Annotated in this window: 12 protein-coding genes; all 12 read right to left on the bottom strand. The window is 73.4% G+C overall.

What is annotated here, in order from left to right:
• Nucleotides 1-164: 164 nt before the first annotated feature.
• A complete protein-coding gene (locus ACI3EY_RS01960; RefSeq protein WP_405039222.1) occupies nucleotides 165-4,877 on the bottom strand; it encodes an FtsK/SpoIIIE domain-containing protein in 4,713 nt (1,570 codons plus the stop codon).
• A gap of 4 nt (nucleotides 4,878-4,881) precedes the next feature.
• On the bottom strand, nucleotides 4,882-7,812 hold the full coding sequence (locus ACI3EY_RS01955) for a LysM peptidoglycan-binding domain-containing protein (protein WP_405039221.1): 2,931 nt from the start codon (nucleotides 7,810-7,812) through the stop codon (nucleotides 4,882-4,884).
• A 32-nt stretch (nucleotides 7,813-7,844) separates the two neighbouring features.
• On the bottom strand, nucleotides 7,845-8,813 hold the full coding sequence (locus ACI3EY_RS01950) for a hypothetical protein (protein ID WP_405038602.1): 969 nt from the start codon (nucleotides 8,811-8,813) through the stop codon (nucleotides 7,845-7,847).
• Nucleotides 8,807-9,607, bottom strand: a complete 801-nt coding sequence (locus ACI3EY_RS01945; RefSeq protein ID WP_405039220.1) for a prolipoprotein diacylglyceryl transferase — start codon at nucleotides 9,605-9,607, stop codon at nucleotides 8,807-8,809. Before ACI3EY_RS01945 ends, ACI3EY_RS01950 begins: the two co-directional genes overlap by 7 nt.
• Nucleotides 9,573-10,055, bottom strand: coding sequence for a pilus assembly protein TadG-related protein (locus ACI3EY_RS01940; RefSeq protein WP_405038600.1), 483 nt, complete (start codon nucleotides 10,053-10,055; stop codon nucleotides 9,573-9,575). The genes ACI3EY_RS01945 and ACI3EY_RS01940 overlap by 35 nt, the downstream gene beginning before the upstream one ends.
• Nucleotides 10,052-10,477, bottom strand: a complete 426-nt coding sequence (locus ACI3EY_RS01935) for a TadE/TadG family type IV pilus assembly protein (protein ID WP_405039219.1) — start codon at nucleotides 10,475-10,477, stop codon at nucleotides 10,052-10,054. The genes ACI3EY_RS01940 and ACI3EY_RS01935 overlap by 4 nt, the downstream gene beginning before the upstream one ends.
• 110 nt (nucleotides 10,478-10,587) lie before the next feature.
• A complete protein-coding gene (locus ACI3EY_RS01930; protein WP_405038598.1) occupies nucleotides 10,588-11,013 on the bottom strand; it encodes a TadE/TadG family type IV pilus assembly protein in 426 nt (141 codons plus the stop codon).
• A gap of 38 nt (nucleotides 11,014-11,051) precedes the next feature.
• Entirely contained in the window at nucleotides 11,052-11,261 is a 210-nt protein-coding gene (locus tag ACI3EY_RS01925) for a hypothetical protein (protein ID WP_405038597.1), read from the bottom strand.
• Nucleotides 11,262-11,384: 123 nt separating this feature from the next.
• On the bottom strand, nucleotides 11,385-12,329 hold the full coding sequence (locus ACI3EY_RS01920) for a type II secretion system F family protein (RefSeq protein ID WP_405038596.1): 945 nt from the start codon (nucleotides 12,327-12,329) through the stop codon (nucleotides 11,385-11,387).
• Complete coding sequence (locus ACI3EY_RS01915; protein WP_405038685.1) at nucleotides 12,326-13,264, bottom strand: type II secretion system F family protein; 939 nt, start codon at nucleotides 13,262-13,264, stop codon at nucleotides 12,326-12,328. The genes ACI3EY_RS01920 and ACI3EY_RS01915 overlap by 4 nt, the downstream gene beginning before the upstream one ends.
• On the bottom strand, nucleotides 13,264-14,622 hold the full coding sequence (locus ACI3EY_RS01910; protein WP_405038595.1) for a CpaF family protein: 1,359 nt from the start codon (nucleotides 14,620-14,622) through the stop codon (nucleotides 13,264-13,266). Before ACI3EY_RS01910 ends, ACI3EY_RS01915 begins: the two co-directional genes overlap by 1 nt.
• A complete protein-coding gene (locus ACI3EY_RS01905; protein ID WP_405039218.1) occupies nucleotides 14,619-15,536 on the bottom strand; it encodes a hypothetical protein in 918 nt (305 codons plus the stop codon). Before ACI3EY_RS01905 ends, ACI3EY_RS01910 begins: the two co-directional genes overlap by 4 nt.
• Nucleotides 15,537-15,538: the final 2 nt, after the last annotated feature.

Raw genomic sequence — 15,538 nt, 5'->3', positions numbered from 1 at the left:
TTCCCCTTCCGAGGGTCGATTTCGTGGATGGGACCGCACCCCCCTGTACTCACCCTCGGTGGTGCGACCCCTCCTCACACTAGGCAGGCCACAGACACGCTGTCCACCCCACCCGCGGCCTCATGTGGCCAAAAGGGTCGTTTGGCACCATCCTGCCCACACCCTCAGTCGGGCAGGATGACCTGGACCCGCTCCGGCTGCCCGGCGAGCACCAGGTAGCCGCCGCCCGGGGGCATCGACTGCCCGAACACGGACCGGTTGATCCGGGCGCCGAACATGTCCGCGTCCGCGCTGCTCTGCGGGCTGAGCATCAGACCGCTGCCCGACTTCTTGAGCAGGGCCGCCGGACCCCGGTAGTGGCTCTGCATGTCGGCCGGGGTGCCGGCACCGACGAGCATCTTGGGCCGGTCGCGCATCCCCTCGATCGCCTTCACCAACGCCTCGGCCAGCCACCCGTCCGACCCCACCAGCTCGGTGTCGTCGACGAGCACCACCAACGGCTCGTCCCCCGCCACCAGGGCGCTCAGCTGCTCGGTCGTCTCGCTCTGGTCGCTGGTCAGGTCCCACGGCCCGTGCACGCCCGCACGCCCCGCCAACTCACGCAGCGGGCTCTTGCGGGGCGTCACCAGCGCGACCTGCCATCCACCGGCGAGCGCCTCCGTCGCGAGCTGGCGGAGCACCGTGGACCGTCCGCTGCGCCGGGGCCCGGTGACCAGGATGGCCGGGCCGTGGTCGAGCGCGTCCAGGTGACGCAGCCCCAGGGTGTCGCCACCGACCGCGACCGCGAGCGCCGTCTCGGGCACCTGCACGCCCTCGGCCTCGTCCCGGGCGCGCAGCTCGCCCGCCTGCTCGGAGCCGAAGCGCACCGGGAGAACGTCGACGTGGAACGGGCGCCTCGAGCGCGGCAGGTCGGTATGCCGCTGCGTGGCCAGCCGTCCCAGCTCCTGCAGGGCGCGGACCTGGGCGGTGCCGGCCGGGTCCGGGTCCAGCAGCGCGATCTGCGTCTCCCGCAGCCCGTCGGCCCGGAACCCGCGACCCTCGGTCATGTGCTCGGGGACCTTCTTGGCGTGCAGGCCGATGGTGGCGAAGTCGCTCTTGTCCGTCATCCGCAGCATCAGCTTGTCGTCGAGCATGGTGCCCATCCGGCCCATGGTCAGTGACCGGTCACCGGTGAGCACCATCCGCAGGCCGACCGCAGCACCCTCCTGCAGCATCTGCTGGAAGGCCGTCACCAGCCGCCCCCCGTCCAACCCGTCGTAGGCCTGGAAGAAACCCTCCCACCGGTCGAAGAGGACGAGCACGTAGGGCAGCCGTTCCCCCGGCGCCGCGTTGGCCCGTTGCTCGGCGACGTCCGCGAAGCCGGCCTCGGCGAGCAGCTGCTGCCGCTCGCTGATCAGGGTCCGCAGCCGGGACACGAGCCGGTCCATCCTGTCGGTCTGGTCCCGCGAGACCACCGCCCCCACGTGCGGCAGCGACACCAGGGGGAGCAGTGCGTTGTTGCCGCAGTCCACCCCGTAGATGTGCACGTCCTCGGGCGAGAGGTCCCGGGCGACGGCACCGGCCAGCGCCCGCAGCAGGGTGGAGCGCCCGGTGCGGGCCGCGCCCACCACGGCCAGGTGCGCGCCGGTGGCCAGGTCGTAGCTGGCGACGTCGCGGCGCTGCTGGGCCGGCAGGTCGACCACCCCGAGCGGCAGCACCAGCCGGTCCGCGTGCGGGGCGGCGTCGGGGAACTGCTCGAGCACCTGCTCCAGGGTCACCGCGTCGTCCAGCGCCGGCAGCCACGGGCTCGGCGGGGCGACCACACCGGAGGCACCGCTGGCCTGCTGGCAGGCCTCGACGAGGACCGCCAGGTCGGTCAGCGTGCTGGCGTCCTCCTCGGCGGCCGGCGGCCCCGGCGGGGCGACCCCCAGCTCGGCGAAGGGCATACCCCGGACCTCGACCTGGGCCGCGTGCCCCTCACCGCGGGGTCGTCCCCCGACCCGCGAGGACTGGAATGGGATGAGGCTCGAGTGACCGAGCCGGGCATACCCGCGGCCCGGGGTGGACTTGGCGATCTGGGCCGCCTCGCGGGCCTCGATGACGTCCTGGGAGTCGTTGGCGTCGGTCACCCGCAGCGCGATGCGCAGGTTGGTGTTCGACTTGATCTCGGCGCTGACGACACCGGCCGGCCGCTGCGTCGCCAGGATCAGGTGCACCCCCAGCGAACGACCACGGCGGGCGATGTCCACCAGCCCGGTGACGAAGTCGGGCAGCTCGGCCACCAGCGCCGCGAACTCGTCGATCACGATGAGCAGGCGCGGCATCGGGGCGTCGTCCGGCCCCTTCGCCGCCAGGTAGTCCTCGATGTCCTTGGCGTCGGCGTCCGCGAGCTGGTGCTCGCGGCGACGCAGCTCGGCGCCCAGAGACTCCAGCGCCCGCCCGGTGAGGTGGCCGTCCAGGTCGGTGACCATCCCGACGGTGTGCGGCAGCCGGTTGCAGTCCTTGAACGCGGCGCCGCCCTTGTAGTCGACGAGCACGAAGGTCATCTCGTCCGGCCGGTTGTGCACCGCCAGCGAGGCGATGATCGTCTGCAGCAGCTCCGACTTGCCGGAGCCGGTGGTGCCGGCGACCAGGCCGTGCGGGCCGTCCTTGACCATGTCGATGGCGAAGGCGCCCTCGGTGCCCTCGCCGATGACCGCCTGGGTGGTCCGGCCGATGGAGGCCCACCGCTGCTGCACGCCCTCGCTGGTGGGCGGGTCCAGCCGCAGCACGTCCAGCAGCCGGCTGGAGGTGGGGATCGTGGCGGCCGCGTCCTCGGCGGAGACGTCGCGCACCGGCGCGACCGCGCGGGCCACCCGCTCGGCCCAGGCCGGGCTGACCAGGTCGGGGCGGACCCCCTCGATGACCCACTGCTCGGTGACGGTGACCCGCATCAACGGCTCGTCTGCCTGGACCACCGCGCGGCACTCCTCCGGCAGCAGCCGCTCGTCCTCGTCCAGGCACAGGAAGGTGATGCCCACCGAGGGACCCTGCTGCAGCAGCGGCACCATCCCGGGCAGCAGCCGCAGCCGGCGGGAGCCGTCCAGCACCACCAGGATCGGGGGGAAGGACACACCCTTGCTGCCGAACGAGCCCGAGTCGGTGACCGACAGCCGCTGCTCCAGCACGTTGACCAGCTCGCTGATCCGGCGCGCGGTCGTCTCGTCGTCGACCCCTACCTGGGCCAGCTCCGGGTCGCCGTCGTCGGAGCGCAGGTGTGGGAGCCAGCGGGCCCAGTGCCAGTCGGCCTCCCCGTCAGGGGAGGACAGCAGGGTGATGTCCAGGTCGACCGGCGAGTGCAGCACCGCGAGCTGCGCCAGGGTCCACCGCGCCACCGCCCGCCGGGCCGGACCGGCGACGCCGGTCACCCCGGCCTCCAGCAGGCTCACCGTCACCGGCACGTCGGGTGCCGTCCACAGCAGGTCGCCCTCGTGGTCCTCCCGCTCGCGGGACTTGATCGCCACCGAGGAGACCTGGTCCGCGGTGCCGAAGCGGGCCACCAGCCAGTCCGGGTCGCTGCGGCGCCGCTCCCACAGCCGGCGGCGGGGGCCGATCGCGGTCATCAGCACCTCGCCGGGGTCGGCGAAGTCGCGGCGGCGGGCGGCCCGCTCGGCCCCCAGGCCCTCCAGCGCGCTCTGCTGCACCTTCTTCATCCGCACCGTGTACTCGGCGAACTCGTTGCGGTAGCGCTTGCGCTCCTGGGTGCGCCCGGTCACCCAGTTGGACAGCGCCATCAACGGGGTCAGCGCGATGAAGATCAGCGTGTAGAGGCGCCCGGTGATGAGGTACATCGCCAGCCCGGCGACGGCGGGCAGGAAGATGAACGCCCACGGGATCTGCTGGCCCAGGTTGCGCTTGGGCTCCCCGGGCAGCGTGAACTCGGTCTGCCGCGCGGCGGGCAGCAGCCGCGGCGGCCGGTTGAAGTCCAGGGTGGCGCCCTGCGGGCTCAGCGAGAGCGAGGCGTCCGGTGGGGTCGGGATGGTCAGCGCCAGCAGGCACGGACCGATGACCAGGGCCTGGCCGGGCTCCCACTCCTGCCCGGGGCGGACCTCCTCACGATCCAGGTGCAGCAGCGGCGTCGGTGCGTCCGCGCTGATCACCCGGGTGCCCGGGGGCAGCTCGCTGTAGGTGCTCTCCCCCGCCCGGCGCTGCTGGATCTCGGCCTCGGCGTCCAGCACGATCGGCCCCGGCAGGATCCGGCTGCGCCAGACCGGCTGCTGCTGCACCCCGAGCAGCGACTCCTCGGGGTCCACCTCGACGCGCCCGTCCGGGTGCACCCGCAGGGTCAGGCAGACCTCCGGCAGGCCGACCGGCGGCATCACCACCGAGGCGTGCGGGGTGCTGCCCACCACGTGGTCCCCGGTGCTGAGCCGGGCGACCGTTCCGGCGCCGGGGCCGGAGGAGATGCGCACCTCCACCAGCCCCTCGGGCTCGCCCAGCAGGTCCGCGACCGGACGGCCCAGACCGACGATGCTCCCGTGCCGGACCGGGCTCGCGGACAGCGGCAGCGCCGCGTCCAACGCCGTCGACCCGGCATACAGGGTGTCGGCGTCCTGGGCGGTCACCGTGTCCACGGAGCCCAGGGGGTCCGACGCCGCCCCGGTATGCCCCGGTGCCGGTGGTTCGGAGGACCCGCCTCCGCGCACCACCCGCAGGTGCGGCTCCTCCGCGCCGATCGCACTCGCCATCGCGGGGGTGGGGGCCCAGCCGTGCTCGGCGTCCAGGCTGCGCATCCGCCGGGTGAGGGCCAGCGCGAGGTCGCCGACGGTGGCGTCGTCCTCGGTGTCGATGACCAGGTCGTGCGGGGCGGCCGGGCCGCCCCCAGGGCGTGCCGCGATCGCGGTGATCAGCAGCCGCACCGGATCACCCCAGTTCGCGCATGTCCGGGCTCAGGTGCTGGACCAGCGCGGAGGTCTCCGGCTCCAGCGGGTCGGACCCGATCGCCTGCGTCATCTCCCGCACGACCCGGCCGGCACCCTCGGGGTCGGAGCCGCCGAGCAGCCGCAGCAGGTCCCGCCAGAGCGACTGCGCCTGCGGCACCAGGGTGAGCCCGTCGCGGAGCGTGCGCTCGGCCGACCGGACGTCGTCCTGCGAGGCGAAGGCGGAGGCGGCGCGGCGGGCGGCGGCGGTGACGACCAACCGGGCGTCCCGGGCGGCCTGGTGGAAGGCCAGCCAGGTGTAGCGCTGCGCGGGCGTCCCGGAGAAGGCACGGCCACGGGCGGCACCCAGGGCGTCCGCGAGCCGCCGCGGGTCGTCCTCACGGGCCTGGGCGACCGCAGCGAGCTCCAGCCAGTCCACGTGCACCCCGGCCCCGACGCGCCACCGACCGGCGTCGTCCCGGTCCAGCAGCGGGGCCCCGTCGCTGCCGTCCCCGAGCCACTGGATCGCGGAGGCCAGGGTGGCCTCGACCACGTCGTCCTCGACACCGCGCGGCCACAGCGAGACGCGCAGCACCGAGTCGTGGACACCGGCGGGGTGCAGCGCGACCAGCGTGACGAGCTCGGTGAGCAGCTCCTCGCGGGAGGGGTTGACCTGCCCCGGGGCGTGCACCACGACGGGGCCGAGCAGGCCGACGTGGGCCTGGGCCTCGTCCCGCTCCTGCATGGCCGCCGCGGCGGCCAGGTGCTCCCGGCCCTCCTGCGGCAACGTCTGCACCGCGGCACCGGGGCTCAGGACGGCGGCCTGCGCGGTCGCCTCCCCGCCCTGGTTCCCGGCGGCCCGGACCCAGCCGGCCACCAGCTCGAGGTCCTCGTGCCGCAGCCGGCGGGCGGTGCCGGAGAGCCCGAGCACCCCCAGGTCGAGGGCACCGCCGCCGTCGACCGCGAACCGCCAGCGGGCGGCCAGGGTCTGGCCGACGCACACCACGGCCAGACCGGTGCGCCCGCCGGAGAGCAGCGCCGTGATGCGCTGGGCCTCGTCCTGGTCGGGGCTGCCGGACATCACGATGACGTGCGGCTGCAGGTCGCGGCCGGCCCCGGCGACGCGTCCGGCCAGGACACCGTCGACCCCGAGGGAGCGCACCAGCGCCGCCTGGGTGTCCACGTCCCGGCGGGCGGTGGCCAGTGCCTCGTCGAGGGACCGCACCTGGGTGATCCGCCCGGAAGAGACCTCGGCCAGCGCCTCGTCCCCGGCGAAACCGACGAGGGTGACCCGCACCCCGTCGGACCAGGGGTGGGTCACCAGGTCGACGACGCTGGACAGGGCCGCGTCCCGCGCACCCTGCGGGTCACCGCTGATGCTGACCAGGCCGGGGGCGTACTCGAGGTCGACCAGCAGGTCGAAACCGTGGGACATCCCGATGTTGACCAGTGCCGGCCACGGGGCAGGGCCCTCGCAGCTGCGCCCGAGGGCGTCCTCGGCGCGCAGCACCCAGACCCGACCCTCCTCGGTCTCCCGCCACGGGGTGGGCGGCAGGCCGGCGGTGCCGCTGCCGGCCAGGTGCACGATGACCTGCTCGTCGTTGACGTAGACCGCGGACGCGTCGGGCAACGCCTGGCCCTGTGCCCGACGTCCCTCGGCCAGCAGCCTCAGCGCCCGGTCCAGCAGGTCGGCCCGGCCGGTGTCGGCCGCCAGCCGCAGGGCCTGCTCCTGCTGCGTCGGGTCGCCGTACGGGCCGCGGCGCGAGGACAGCGCCAGCGCCAGACCGGCCAGCACCATGCCGCCGCCGAGCGCCAGCTCACCCAGGTCCACCTCGGAACCGGCCGGCGCCTGCTCCGTCAGGCCGCTGGCCGCGGCGGTCCCGCCACCCTGCGCCGCGGACCCGGTCGGCGCCGACTCGGCGACGCCCTGGGCGGCGTCGGCCGCGCTCCGGGCCGCACCGTCGGCCAGTGCGGAGGCCCGCTCGCCCGCGCCCTGCAGGGTGTCCGCGACCACCTCGGTCGGGACCGACGTGGACGGCACGTGGGCACGGACGACGGTGATGTCCGGGCCAGAGGCGTCGGCCGGCATCACCAGCTGCCACCCCGGGCGGATCAGGTCCGCGTCGACCAGGCGGCGCCCGTCGGGCTGCACCCGGTCCTGGTTGAGCTGGTAGAGCTCCTTGTACCGGAACGGGTCACCGGTGGTGCGTTCGGCGATGTCCCACAGGGTGTCGTAGTTGCGGCCCTGCGGTGGCTTCACCTCGTAGAACTTGGTGACCTGGGCCTCCCCCTGCGCCGCAGCCGGGGTCGCCTCGAAGGTCTCGGCCGCCGTCTCCGAGGTGGACGTGCGCTCGCCGCCGGCCGTCCCGAGGGCCGCACCCCCGGCACTGCCCGCCTCGGGGGCCACGCCCACGTCCGCGGTGCTGACCACGGCCGCCTCCGGGGCCGCGGCGGGCCCGGGTGCGTTGCCGGTCATGGTGGCCGAGCCCGCCAGCAGCAGCACACCGGCGATCAGGCGGCGGGCCACCAGCTGGGAGCCGCCGCCGGCAGGCACCAGGCCGGGCAGCCGACCGGCGCGCAGGGCACGCCACTCGGCGATGAGGCAGACCACGAAGTGCGCCCAGACGAGCCAGACCAGCACCGCGACGATGTTGATGAGCGCCTCGGCGGTGACCGGGGCGGTCAGCCACTCGGTCGTCGGCAACGAGCTGGGCAGCGGGTTGCCGACCAGCAGCACCAGCCCCACCGGGATGCCGACCACGAGGACGAGCATGCCGAGCAGTGCCGCCAGGCCCTTGCCCACCGACCGCTCCGCCTCCTGCGCCCGCGGGAGGTGGTCCGCGGCGGTGCGGGGTCGGTAGCCGGGCCCCTTGGCGGGCTTCGCGCCGGACGGCTTCTCCGACGATCCGGACGGACGCCTGGTGGCAGTGCTCATCGTTCTTCCTCCCCGTTCGGGCCGGGCTCGGGTCACGGACGGACCAGAGCCTGCACCTCGTTCACCTGGATCACACCTTCGGAGCTCTTCACGAAGGTGTGGAACTCCTCCCACTCACCGTTGACCCGTGCGTCGATCTGCCACATCACGTGGATCTCACCGCGGTACTGGTCGTCCGGCTGCGTCTGGCTGGCCTGCTCGAAGGCGTGCCAGCAGGCGTCCCGCACCGTGCTCGGGGTGTCGTCCGGGCCGACCTCCACGCCGCCGCCCGAGCACTTCACCGAGGGACCCGGCCGCCCCTCGGGGTAGACGAGCATCTCGGTGATCCGGCCGCGCATCTCCGCACCCGGGACCGCGAGGTCGACGTGCAGGTCGTCCTCGGTCGCGTTGTAGAACGCCACGTCGTCGTTGACCCAGGGCACCGGGCTGGGCGCGGACAGCATCACCGGCTGGGGCACGTTGCCGCGACGGACGAAACGGTCGATGAACTCCACCTGGTTGGGGGTGAGCTCGACCAGCTCCGGGTCGTCGTCCTCGAAGTACCAGATCCCGACGGCGAACTGGATGCCGCCCTCCTCGATCTCGAAGGTCTTCGGGTCGATCCCGGTGAGGCAGCGGTTCCAGTACCAGCCGGCGCCGTCACCGTGCTCCAGACCGATGTCCTTGAGCTCCTCGCCGGTGAGCTTCTCCTGCCAGCACTCCGGGAGGTCGTCGCCGTCCAGCACCTCCTTGATGGTGGGGCCGTCGAAGGCCCTGGCCGACAGGCATACCCCACCGACGGAGTTGGGCGAGGCGATCAGCGAGCAGGCCGAACCGTTGCCCGTCTGGTACGTCTTGATCCGCGTCTTCAGGTCGGGTCCCCACTGGATCGGCTGCCCCGGTCGGGGGTCGTAGTTGACCGCCGCCTGGGCCGGTATGCCGGTCGTCAGGAGCAGGGCAGCAGCACCGGCCGCGGCCGTCAGGGCCGCACGCCAGGTTCGGGTGGTCGCTCTGGTCACCATGTCCGCGCCTCCACGCTGGTGGATGAACAGTCGTATGCCCCGGCATAGATGGCGTCGACGAGCCACGCCCCCTCCTCCGCCGGGTCCTCCACCAGAGAGTACTCGATCGAGGAGACGACCATCCCGGTCATTCCTTCGCCCTCCCCGACGGGGCCGACCGAGAACCCGTCGGTCACCAGGCAGCCCTGGACGGAGGCGGTGCCGTCCTCGAGGTCCTGCACGTCGAGCACCTCGTAGGGCAGCGGACCCGGGTAGGTGCGGCCGAACTCCTCGGCGAAGTTCTCCCGCAGCGTGGGCAGGCTGTCCTCGTTGAGGGTGGCCAGCCACTCGGGCCGCTCCGGGTCGTCGGCGGTGGCCGCCCGGGCCAGCTGCTCGTTGAACCGCATCACCGCCTGCACCCGCGGGTCGTCGGCGAGCCCGCCCGGGTCCATGGCGACCGGCGGCGGCTCCTCGGTGAAGGTCGCCCAGGTGTCGGGATCACCGTCCTCCCCGCCGCCGTCCTCGTCGGCCGACCCCTCGGACTCTTCGTCGTCGTCGCCCGCCCCTTCCGAGTCGGCCGCGGAGTTGTCGGAGTCCTCGTCGGAGCCGGTCGGCTCCGCGGTGGTGGGCTCGACCTCGGCGGTGGAGGGGGCGTCGTCACCGTCGTCGGCGCTGAGGGCCGACGGTGAGCTGCGGGACGCGTCGTCGTCGCCCCCGCAGGCGGCCAGCGTCAGCGCCATGGCCAGGGTCAGGGCGGGGGCGGCTGCCCGCCGCCGGACCTCACGGCTCGGGTGGCTCGATGGGTGCCGGGTCATCCAACTCTCCTTCGACGGGTTCGGCGCGCCCCACTCCCGAGGCGCTCAAGGACCGGATCCCGACCATCCCGAGCAGCGTGGCCGGGATCTCGGTCTCCACCCGGACGACGACGACCAGCGGTCGCGGCCCGTCCGGGGCGGGTTCGATGTCGGTGACGCCGCAGCTGGTCACCTGGCTGCGGCGCAGCACCAGGTCGCAGTACTCCGCGACGTTGGCCCGGGCCTCCGCCGGGTCGAGCGTCACCGGCAGGTCGGGGCGGACCGCCTGGGCGCCCGCCCGGGCGCCCTCCTCGGCGTAGGCCACCGCCTGGCTGCGGGTGTTGAGCTGACGAGAGGCGTCGATGACCAGCCCCGCGATCAGCAGCAGCGCCAGCGCCATCACCGGGATGAGCGGCAGGATCGAGCCGCGCTCCCCCTGCTCCCGGAGCCGGGCCAGCAGGCGGCTCACGGCTGCACCCCGCGCCGCTGGTCGACGACCGAGGCGAAGCTCGAGGAGGGGGAGACCCGGCCCGGGGCGCCGGGCATACCGATGTCCGACAGGGAGTAGCTGCAGCTGGCCTCCACGGTCAGCGTCGAGCCGGGTTCGAACCCGCCGGTGAACTGCACCGACAGGCTCTGCGGGCAGCCCTGCACCGCCTCCGTGTTGTCCCGGAGCACGGAGGTGGCCGCCTGCCGCGCCTCGTCCATCGACCGTGCCTGGGTGGCCACCCGGGCGGCGTCCCGGGTCCCGGCCTCCAGGTGCCCGTTCGCCCAGGCCACCCGCCCGAAGGTCCAGGCGAGGGCGAGCATCAGCAGGATGATCGGCGCGGCGAAGGCGAACTCCAGCGCGATCGACCCGCGCTCACGCGGGACGGGGCGGGTGATCCGCATGCGGTGCTCCTCCTCTCCGACCTCGGGCGCCGGTCGGCGCGAGGGGTATGCCTGCTGCTGGGTGTGCGGTCCGGTGGACAGACCTGGTGGACCGGACGGTGCCGGTGGTCCTAGGGGATACGCTCCGGCTCCAGGAAGCGCTCGACCGAGCCGGAGGCGTCCGCGGAGGCCGTCAGGCTCAGCCCGGGCACGAGCGTGATGACGCGACCCGAGACCGAGACCTCCACCCGTGCCGTACCGTCCCCCTCCTCGGTGTAGCTGCTCTCGGCGCTGGGGTCCACGAGCCCGGCACCGCCGACGCTGGAGGCGAACCGCTCGGTGCGGGCGATCGCGTCCGGGCGGAGCTCGGCATACTGCGCGCGGTCCTCGGCGAGCCGGAGCAGCGAGACCCCCTCGCGGGCGGCGTGCGTGGCGGCCGCCCGCCCGTAGAAGAAGAAGGCGGCCTGCAGGCTGAAGAAGATCAGCGACAGCAGCACCGGTGCGACGATCGCCAGCTCCAGCCCCGCCGAGCCCCGTTCACCTGCCCTGCCCCGCACCCGCCGTGACCGTGTCGGCCACGGGCGGGAGAGGGTCATCAGCAGGTGCCACCCGGGCCGACGTTGCCGCACTCGGTGACCTGGCCGGCTCGGGTCTGGATGACGTTGAAGACGGCTGCCCCGATGAGGGCTGCTGCCACCACGACGACGGCCGCGATCAACGCCCACTCCAGGGCGGAGGCACCGCGGTCCTTGCGCCCCACCAGCTCGCGCCGGACCCGCTGCACGTAGGACTTCGTCGACTTCATGAACACCCCTCTGTCATGGTCATGACCCGGGCCACTGCCCGGGTCGCAACTCAGGATCGTTGCACACCTGTTCCGACGACGCCAATCGTACGGAAGTTCCCGGCCGACCTCGACCCGGGCCCGTCACAGCGCCTGCTCGGACATCAGCGCCGTGAGTGCCGGGTAGGCGAGGTAGACCAGGAAGGCGATGACGAGCAGCATCTGCGCGATGAGCATCGACTGCGACCGCTCCCCCTCGTCCCCCTCGGCCTCGGACAGGGCCTTGCGGCGCATCGTGGTGGCCCGCGCCGACAGCGACTGACGGATCTTGGCGCCGTCGTCGGCGGCCAGCACCAGGGCGCCGGACAGGCTCTCCAGCTCCTCCAGCCCGATGTCCTTGCCGAGCTGGCCGAGCGCCTCCCAGGGGGTCGTCCCGAACAGACGGGCGTTGGCCAGGGTCTGCCGGATCCGCACCACCGACCAGTGGTCGCTGACCGAGGACGCCGCCAGCAGCGCCTCCGGCAGGCCCCGACCGCCGGCCAGGTTCATCGAGACCAGGTCGAGGAAGATCCCGACCGTGCGCCGGAACTCGCGCCGACGCTGCTCGGCCTCCGCGCGCAGCGAGAAGTCCGGCAGGAAGAAGCCGAGGACCGCCAGCAGCAGCCCCAGACCGAGCGGCATCGCCGGGCCGAGGTCCAGCCCGCCGAGCCGGAGGGCCCCCCAGACGAGCGGGCCGATCATCAGCATGATGAGCCCGCTGACCACCTTGGTCGCCAGCATCGCCCCGACCGTCCGGTTCAGGATCGCCAGGTCGGCCCGATGGCGCTGCATCTGCCAGCCGCGCTGGGCCGCCATCACCTCGAACCGGTCGGCCAGCGCGGTCATCGCGGACCGGCCGCGGCCGCTCATCTCGGCGAAGGAGGTGTCGTACTCGGAGAGCGTGTGGGTCTGCATGGAGCGCGACCCCGCGTCGATCCGGGCGACGAGCGTGGCCACCCCCGGGCGGGGCCGCAGCAGCACCCGCACGAAGAGGTAGAGCCCCAGCCCGGCGAGGGCGCCGGAGAGCATCGGCCAGATCATCGCGTTCATCGGCGGCCACGCTCCCGGCCGGGGGTCTGGGCGCCCTCGCGGACGTCGTCCAGCATGCGCTCCATGTCGCGGGCGCGGGCGGTGCGGTTGACGACCAGGAAGCGGCTCAGCTTCTGCGGCTCGGCCAGCCGCCGCATCCACAGCAGCCCGGCGGCGAAGAGGACGGCGACGACCAGCAGCACCAGCTGCCCGCCCAGGCTGCCGTAGGGCTGGACGTAGACCGGGTTGAACACGGCCAGGCCACCCATCACCGAGAGCACGATGACGACGATGATCCGCACCGACCGGCGGATCGAGCGACGACCCGCCGAGATGCGGCGCCGCATGTCGAGCTCCTCACGGGTGGACTGCGCCAGCGCCCCGAGGACGTCCCGGAGCCCGGGCCCGCGGAGCCGGGCGTTCAGCACCAGCGCGGAGCAGATGACGTCGGCGGACGGGTCGTCCAGGTCCTCGGCGAAGTGGATCAACGCCTCGGAGAGCGGCTCCCGGATGCGCAGCCGGTCGACCAGCAGGTTGAGCGAGGAGCGGATCGAGGGACCGGCGTTGACCGCGGTCGCCGGGATCGCCTGCTCCAGCCCGACCGCGCCGGCGATGGTGTCGCGCAGCGACTCGGTCCAGGTGGCCAGCGACTCGAGCTTGTTGATGCCGATCGTCTCGGAGCGCGAGTCACCGGTCAGCTGGTCCCACAGCGAGGCCAGCAGCCCCAGCCCGAGGGCCGCGACCACCCACTGGGTCAGCACCAGGGTGACCAGCCCGACACCGATGCCCACGACCAGGCGACCGCTGAGCCCCTTGAGGCTGACCTGGGAGAACCGGCCCGGGGTGCCGGGGTCGCGCTCGGGGAGCCCGACGACGGCCAGCACCGCCACGTAGAGCCCCAGCCCGACGACGGCACCGGTGAGCATCGGGACCAGCAGGACGTAGAGCTGGCCCATCAGTCCCACCGGTGCATCGGCGTGGGGGTGTAGCCGTAGGGGACGAGGTCGTCGATGCACTCGATCGGCGCCTTGGACCGGGCCACCCCGTCGGGGCCGGCCGCGAAGACCTCGGAGGAGAGCACCCGGCCGTCCATGCCGGTGACCTCCCGGATGGACTGCACCCCACGGGAGAGGCCGCCACCGCTGGAGTGGTCGTTCTTCTTGCGCAGGAAGACGACGAAGTTGATCGACCCCGCGATGAGCATGTGGGTCGCCTCGACCGGGAGGTTCTCCTGCGCCTGCAGGGCATACGTCGCGATGCGGTTGAAGACCTCCATCGAGGAGTTGGCGTGGATCGTCGACAGCGAGCCGTCGTTGCCCTGGCTCATCGCGTTGAGCATGGTCACGATCTCGTCACCGAGGACCTCACCGACGATGACCCGGGAGGGGTTCATGCGCAGGCTCCGCCGCACCAGCTCGGCCATCGCGACCTCGCCGACGCCCTCGGAGTTGGGCAGTCGCTCCTCGAAGGCGACCACGTTGGGGTGCTGGTCCTCGAACTTGTCCAGCCCCAGCTCCAGCGCCCGCTCGACCGTGATCAACCGCTCCTCGGGAGGGATCTCGGCCGCCATCGCGCGCAGCATCGTCGTCTTGCCGGAGTTGGTGGCACCGGCGATCATGATGTTCTTGCGGGCCGAGACCGCCGCCCGCAGGAAGTGCAGCACGTCCTCGCTGAAGGTTCCGGTGGCCATCAGGTCCTCGAGGGTCACCTGACCCAGGCGGGCCCGACGGATGGACAGGCTGGGGCGCTGGCATACCCCCATCACGGCGGAGAGCCGGGAACCGTCCGGCAGCCGCAGGTCGAGCTGGGGGTTGGCCGAGTCGAACGGCCGCGAGGTGAGACCCACGTTGGCCGCCAGGATCTGGATGAGCTCGATCAGCTCCTCGTCGCTGTCCGCGACCGGGGCGGCGAGCTCCTCGTGGCCGTCGGCATACCCGACGAAGACGCGGTCGTAGCCGTTGATGTCGATGTTCTCGACGTCCCGGTCCTCCAGCAGCGGCTGCAGACGCCCCACCCCGAAGAGCGCGGCGTGGATGGCCGCCGCGACCCGCTCCTCCTCCTCGGCGGTCGGCGGGACCCGCCCTTCGCTGATCATCAGCGTGGCGTGGTCCTCGAGCACCTGGACGATGAGCGAGCGGGCGAAGTGCCGCTCGTCCTCGCTGCTCATGGCCGTGCGTCCGGCCACCTCGTCCCGGCGACGCTGCTGGTTCAGCCGGTCCGCCACCTGGGTGCGCAGCGTGCGGACCAGCTGGTTCGTCGCGGCGAGCTCGCTCGGGGTGCTCCCCGCGAGAATCTCGGTCGAGGACATGCTCATCGCAGGCTCCACTTCGTGCGCTTCTTCGTCGAGCGGTCGGCGGGCTCCTCCGACGGCGGCGGCGTCTCGTCCTGGAGGTCCTCGTGGCTGGGGACCTGACCGTTGGCCAGCGCCTTGGCCTCGGCACGGTTGGCCGGCGGGGGCGGGGCCAGACCCGGACCGAGGGCGGCGGTCAGCCGTTGCACCAACGACCGGCCGGAGCGGACCAGCATCGTGCGCTCTGGCCGGCCGACCGGTTCCCCGTGGAACATCCGCTCGGCGCGGGGGTCGTGCGCCACCTGGCCGAGGTCGATGACGTCCGGGGACTCGGCCCGCACCGCGGAGATCGCGGCCGACGCCTCCTCGGGGTGCTGCACGTCCGAGATCGCCAGTACCCCCACCCGGGGGGCGTCCGCCCCCAGCGCCGCGAAGGACTGCCTGAGCACCACCATCCGCTCCCGCAGGTGCATGACGCTGGCCGGGTTCGGCCGGACCACCCCGACCACCAGGTCGCTGCGCTGGGCCAGCGCCAGCTGTCCCGCACGAGGGCTCAGCTGCCCGGCGTCGATGACCACGTCGGTGCCGGGGATCTCCCGGAAGGCGCGGGCCAGGGTCGGCCAGAGCGCTGCGGCGGCGTCCGCCTGCTCCGCCGTCTCCAGCCCGACCAGCACCCGTTGCCCACCCTGGACCACCTGCGAGTGGTCCAGGACGACGCCGGGCGCGAGCCCGTGCCGGGCCAGCGGCAGCAGCGTCAGCAGCCCCGGATGCTGGGTCAGGGACACCCCCGACTCGGCGGGCAGCCGCATCAGCAGGTCCCCACCGGCGCCGTCCGCGTCGACGAGCACCGTCGGGCGCGGCCACACGGCCGCCACCAGCATCGCGGTGCTGGTGGCACCCGGCGCCCCCTTGGCGCTGAAGAAGCTGATCAGGGCCATCC

Origin of the sequence: Serinicoccus shuyuelongi, assembly GCF_045032955.1 — a bacterium.
In the GTDB taxonomy this organism is placed as follows: domain Bacteria; phylum Actinomycetota; class Actinomycetes; order Actinomycetales; family Dermatophilaceae; genus Ornithinicoccus.
The sequence above is the reverse complement of the archived record's forward strand: the minus strand, read 5'-3'. Positions and strand labels throughout refer to the sequence as shown.

Bases quoted from the DNA above. Each gene is read 5' to 3' on its own strand.
- ACI3EY_RS01910 (WP_405038595.1), bottom strand. From the start codon at position 14,622: ATGAGCATGTCCTCGACCGAGATTCTCGCGGGGAGCACCCCGAGCGAG.
- ACI3EY_RS01905 (WP_405039218.1), bottom strand. From the start codon at position 15,536: ATGGCCCTGATCAGCTTCTTCAGCGCCAAGGGGGCGCCGGGTGCCACC.
- ACI3EY_RS01955 (WP_405039221.1), bottom strand. From the start codon at position 7,812: ATGAGCACTGCCACCAGGCGTCCGTCCGGATCGTCGGAGAAGCCGTCC.
- ACI3EY_RS01925 (WP_405038597.1), bottom strand. From the start codon at position 11,261: ATGAAGTCGACGAAGTCCTACGTGCAGCGGGTCCGGCGCGAGCTGGTG.
- ACI3EY_RS01950 (WP_405038602.1), bottom strand. From the start codon at position 8,813: ATGGTGACCAGAGCGACCACCCGAACCTGGCGTGCGGCCCTGACGGCC.
- ACI3EY_RS01935 (WP_405039219.1), bottom strand. From the start codon at position 10,477: ATGCGGATCACCCGCCCCGTCCCGCGTGAGCGCGGGTCGATCGCGCTG.
- ACI3EY_RS01945 (WP_405039220.1), bottom strand. From the start codon at position 9,607: ATGACCCGGCACCCATCGAGCCACCCGAGCCGTGAGGTCCGGCGGCGG.
- ACI3EY_RS01915 (WP_405038685.1), bottom strand. From the start codon at position 13,264: ATGGGCCAGCTCTACGTCCTGCTGGTCCCGATGCTCACCGGTGCCGTC.
- ACI3EY_RS01920 (WP_405038596.1), bottom strand. From the start codon at position 12,329: ATGAACGCGATGATCTGGCCGATGCTCTCCGGCGCCCTCGCCGGGCTG.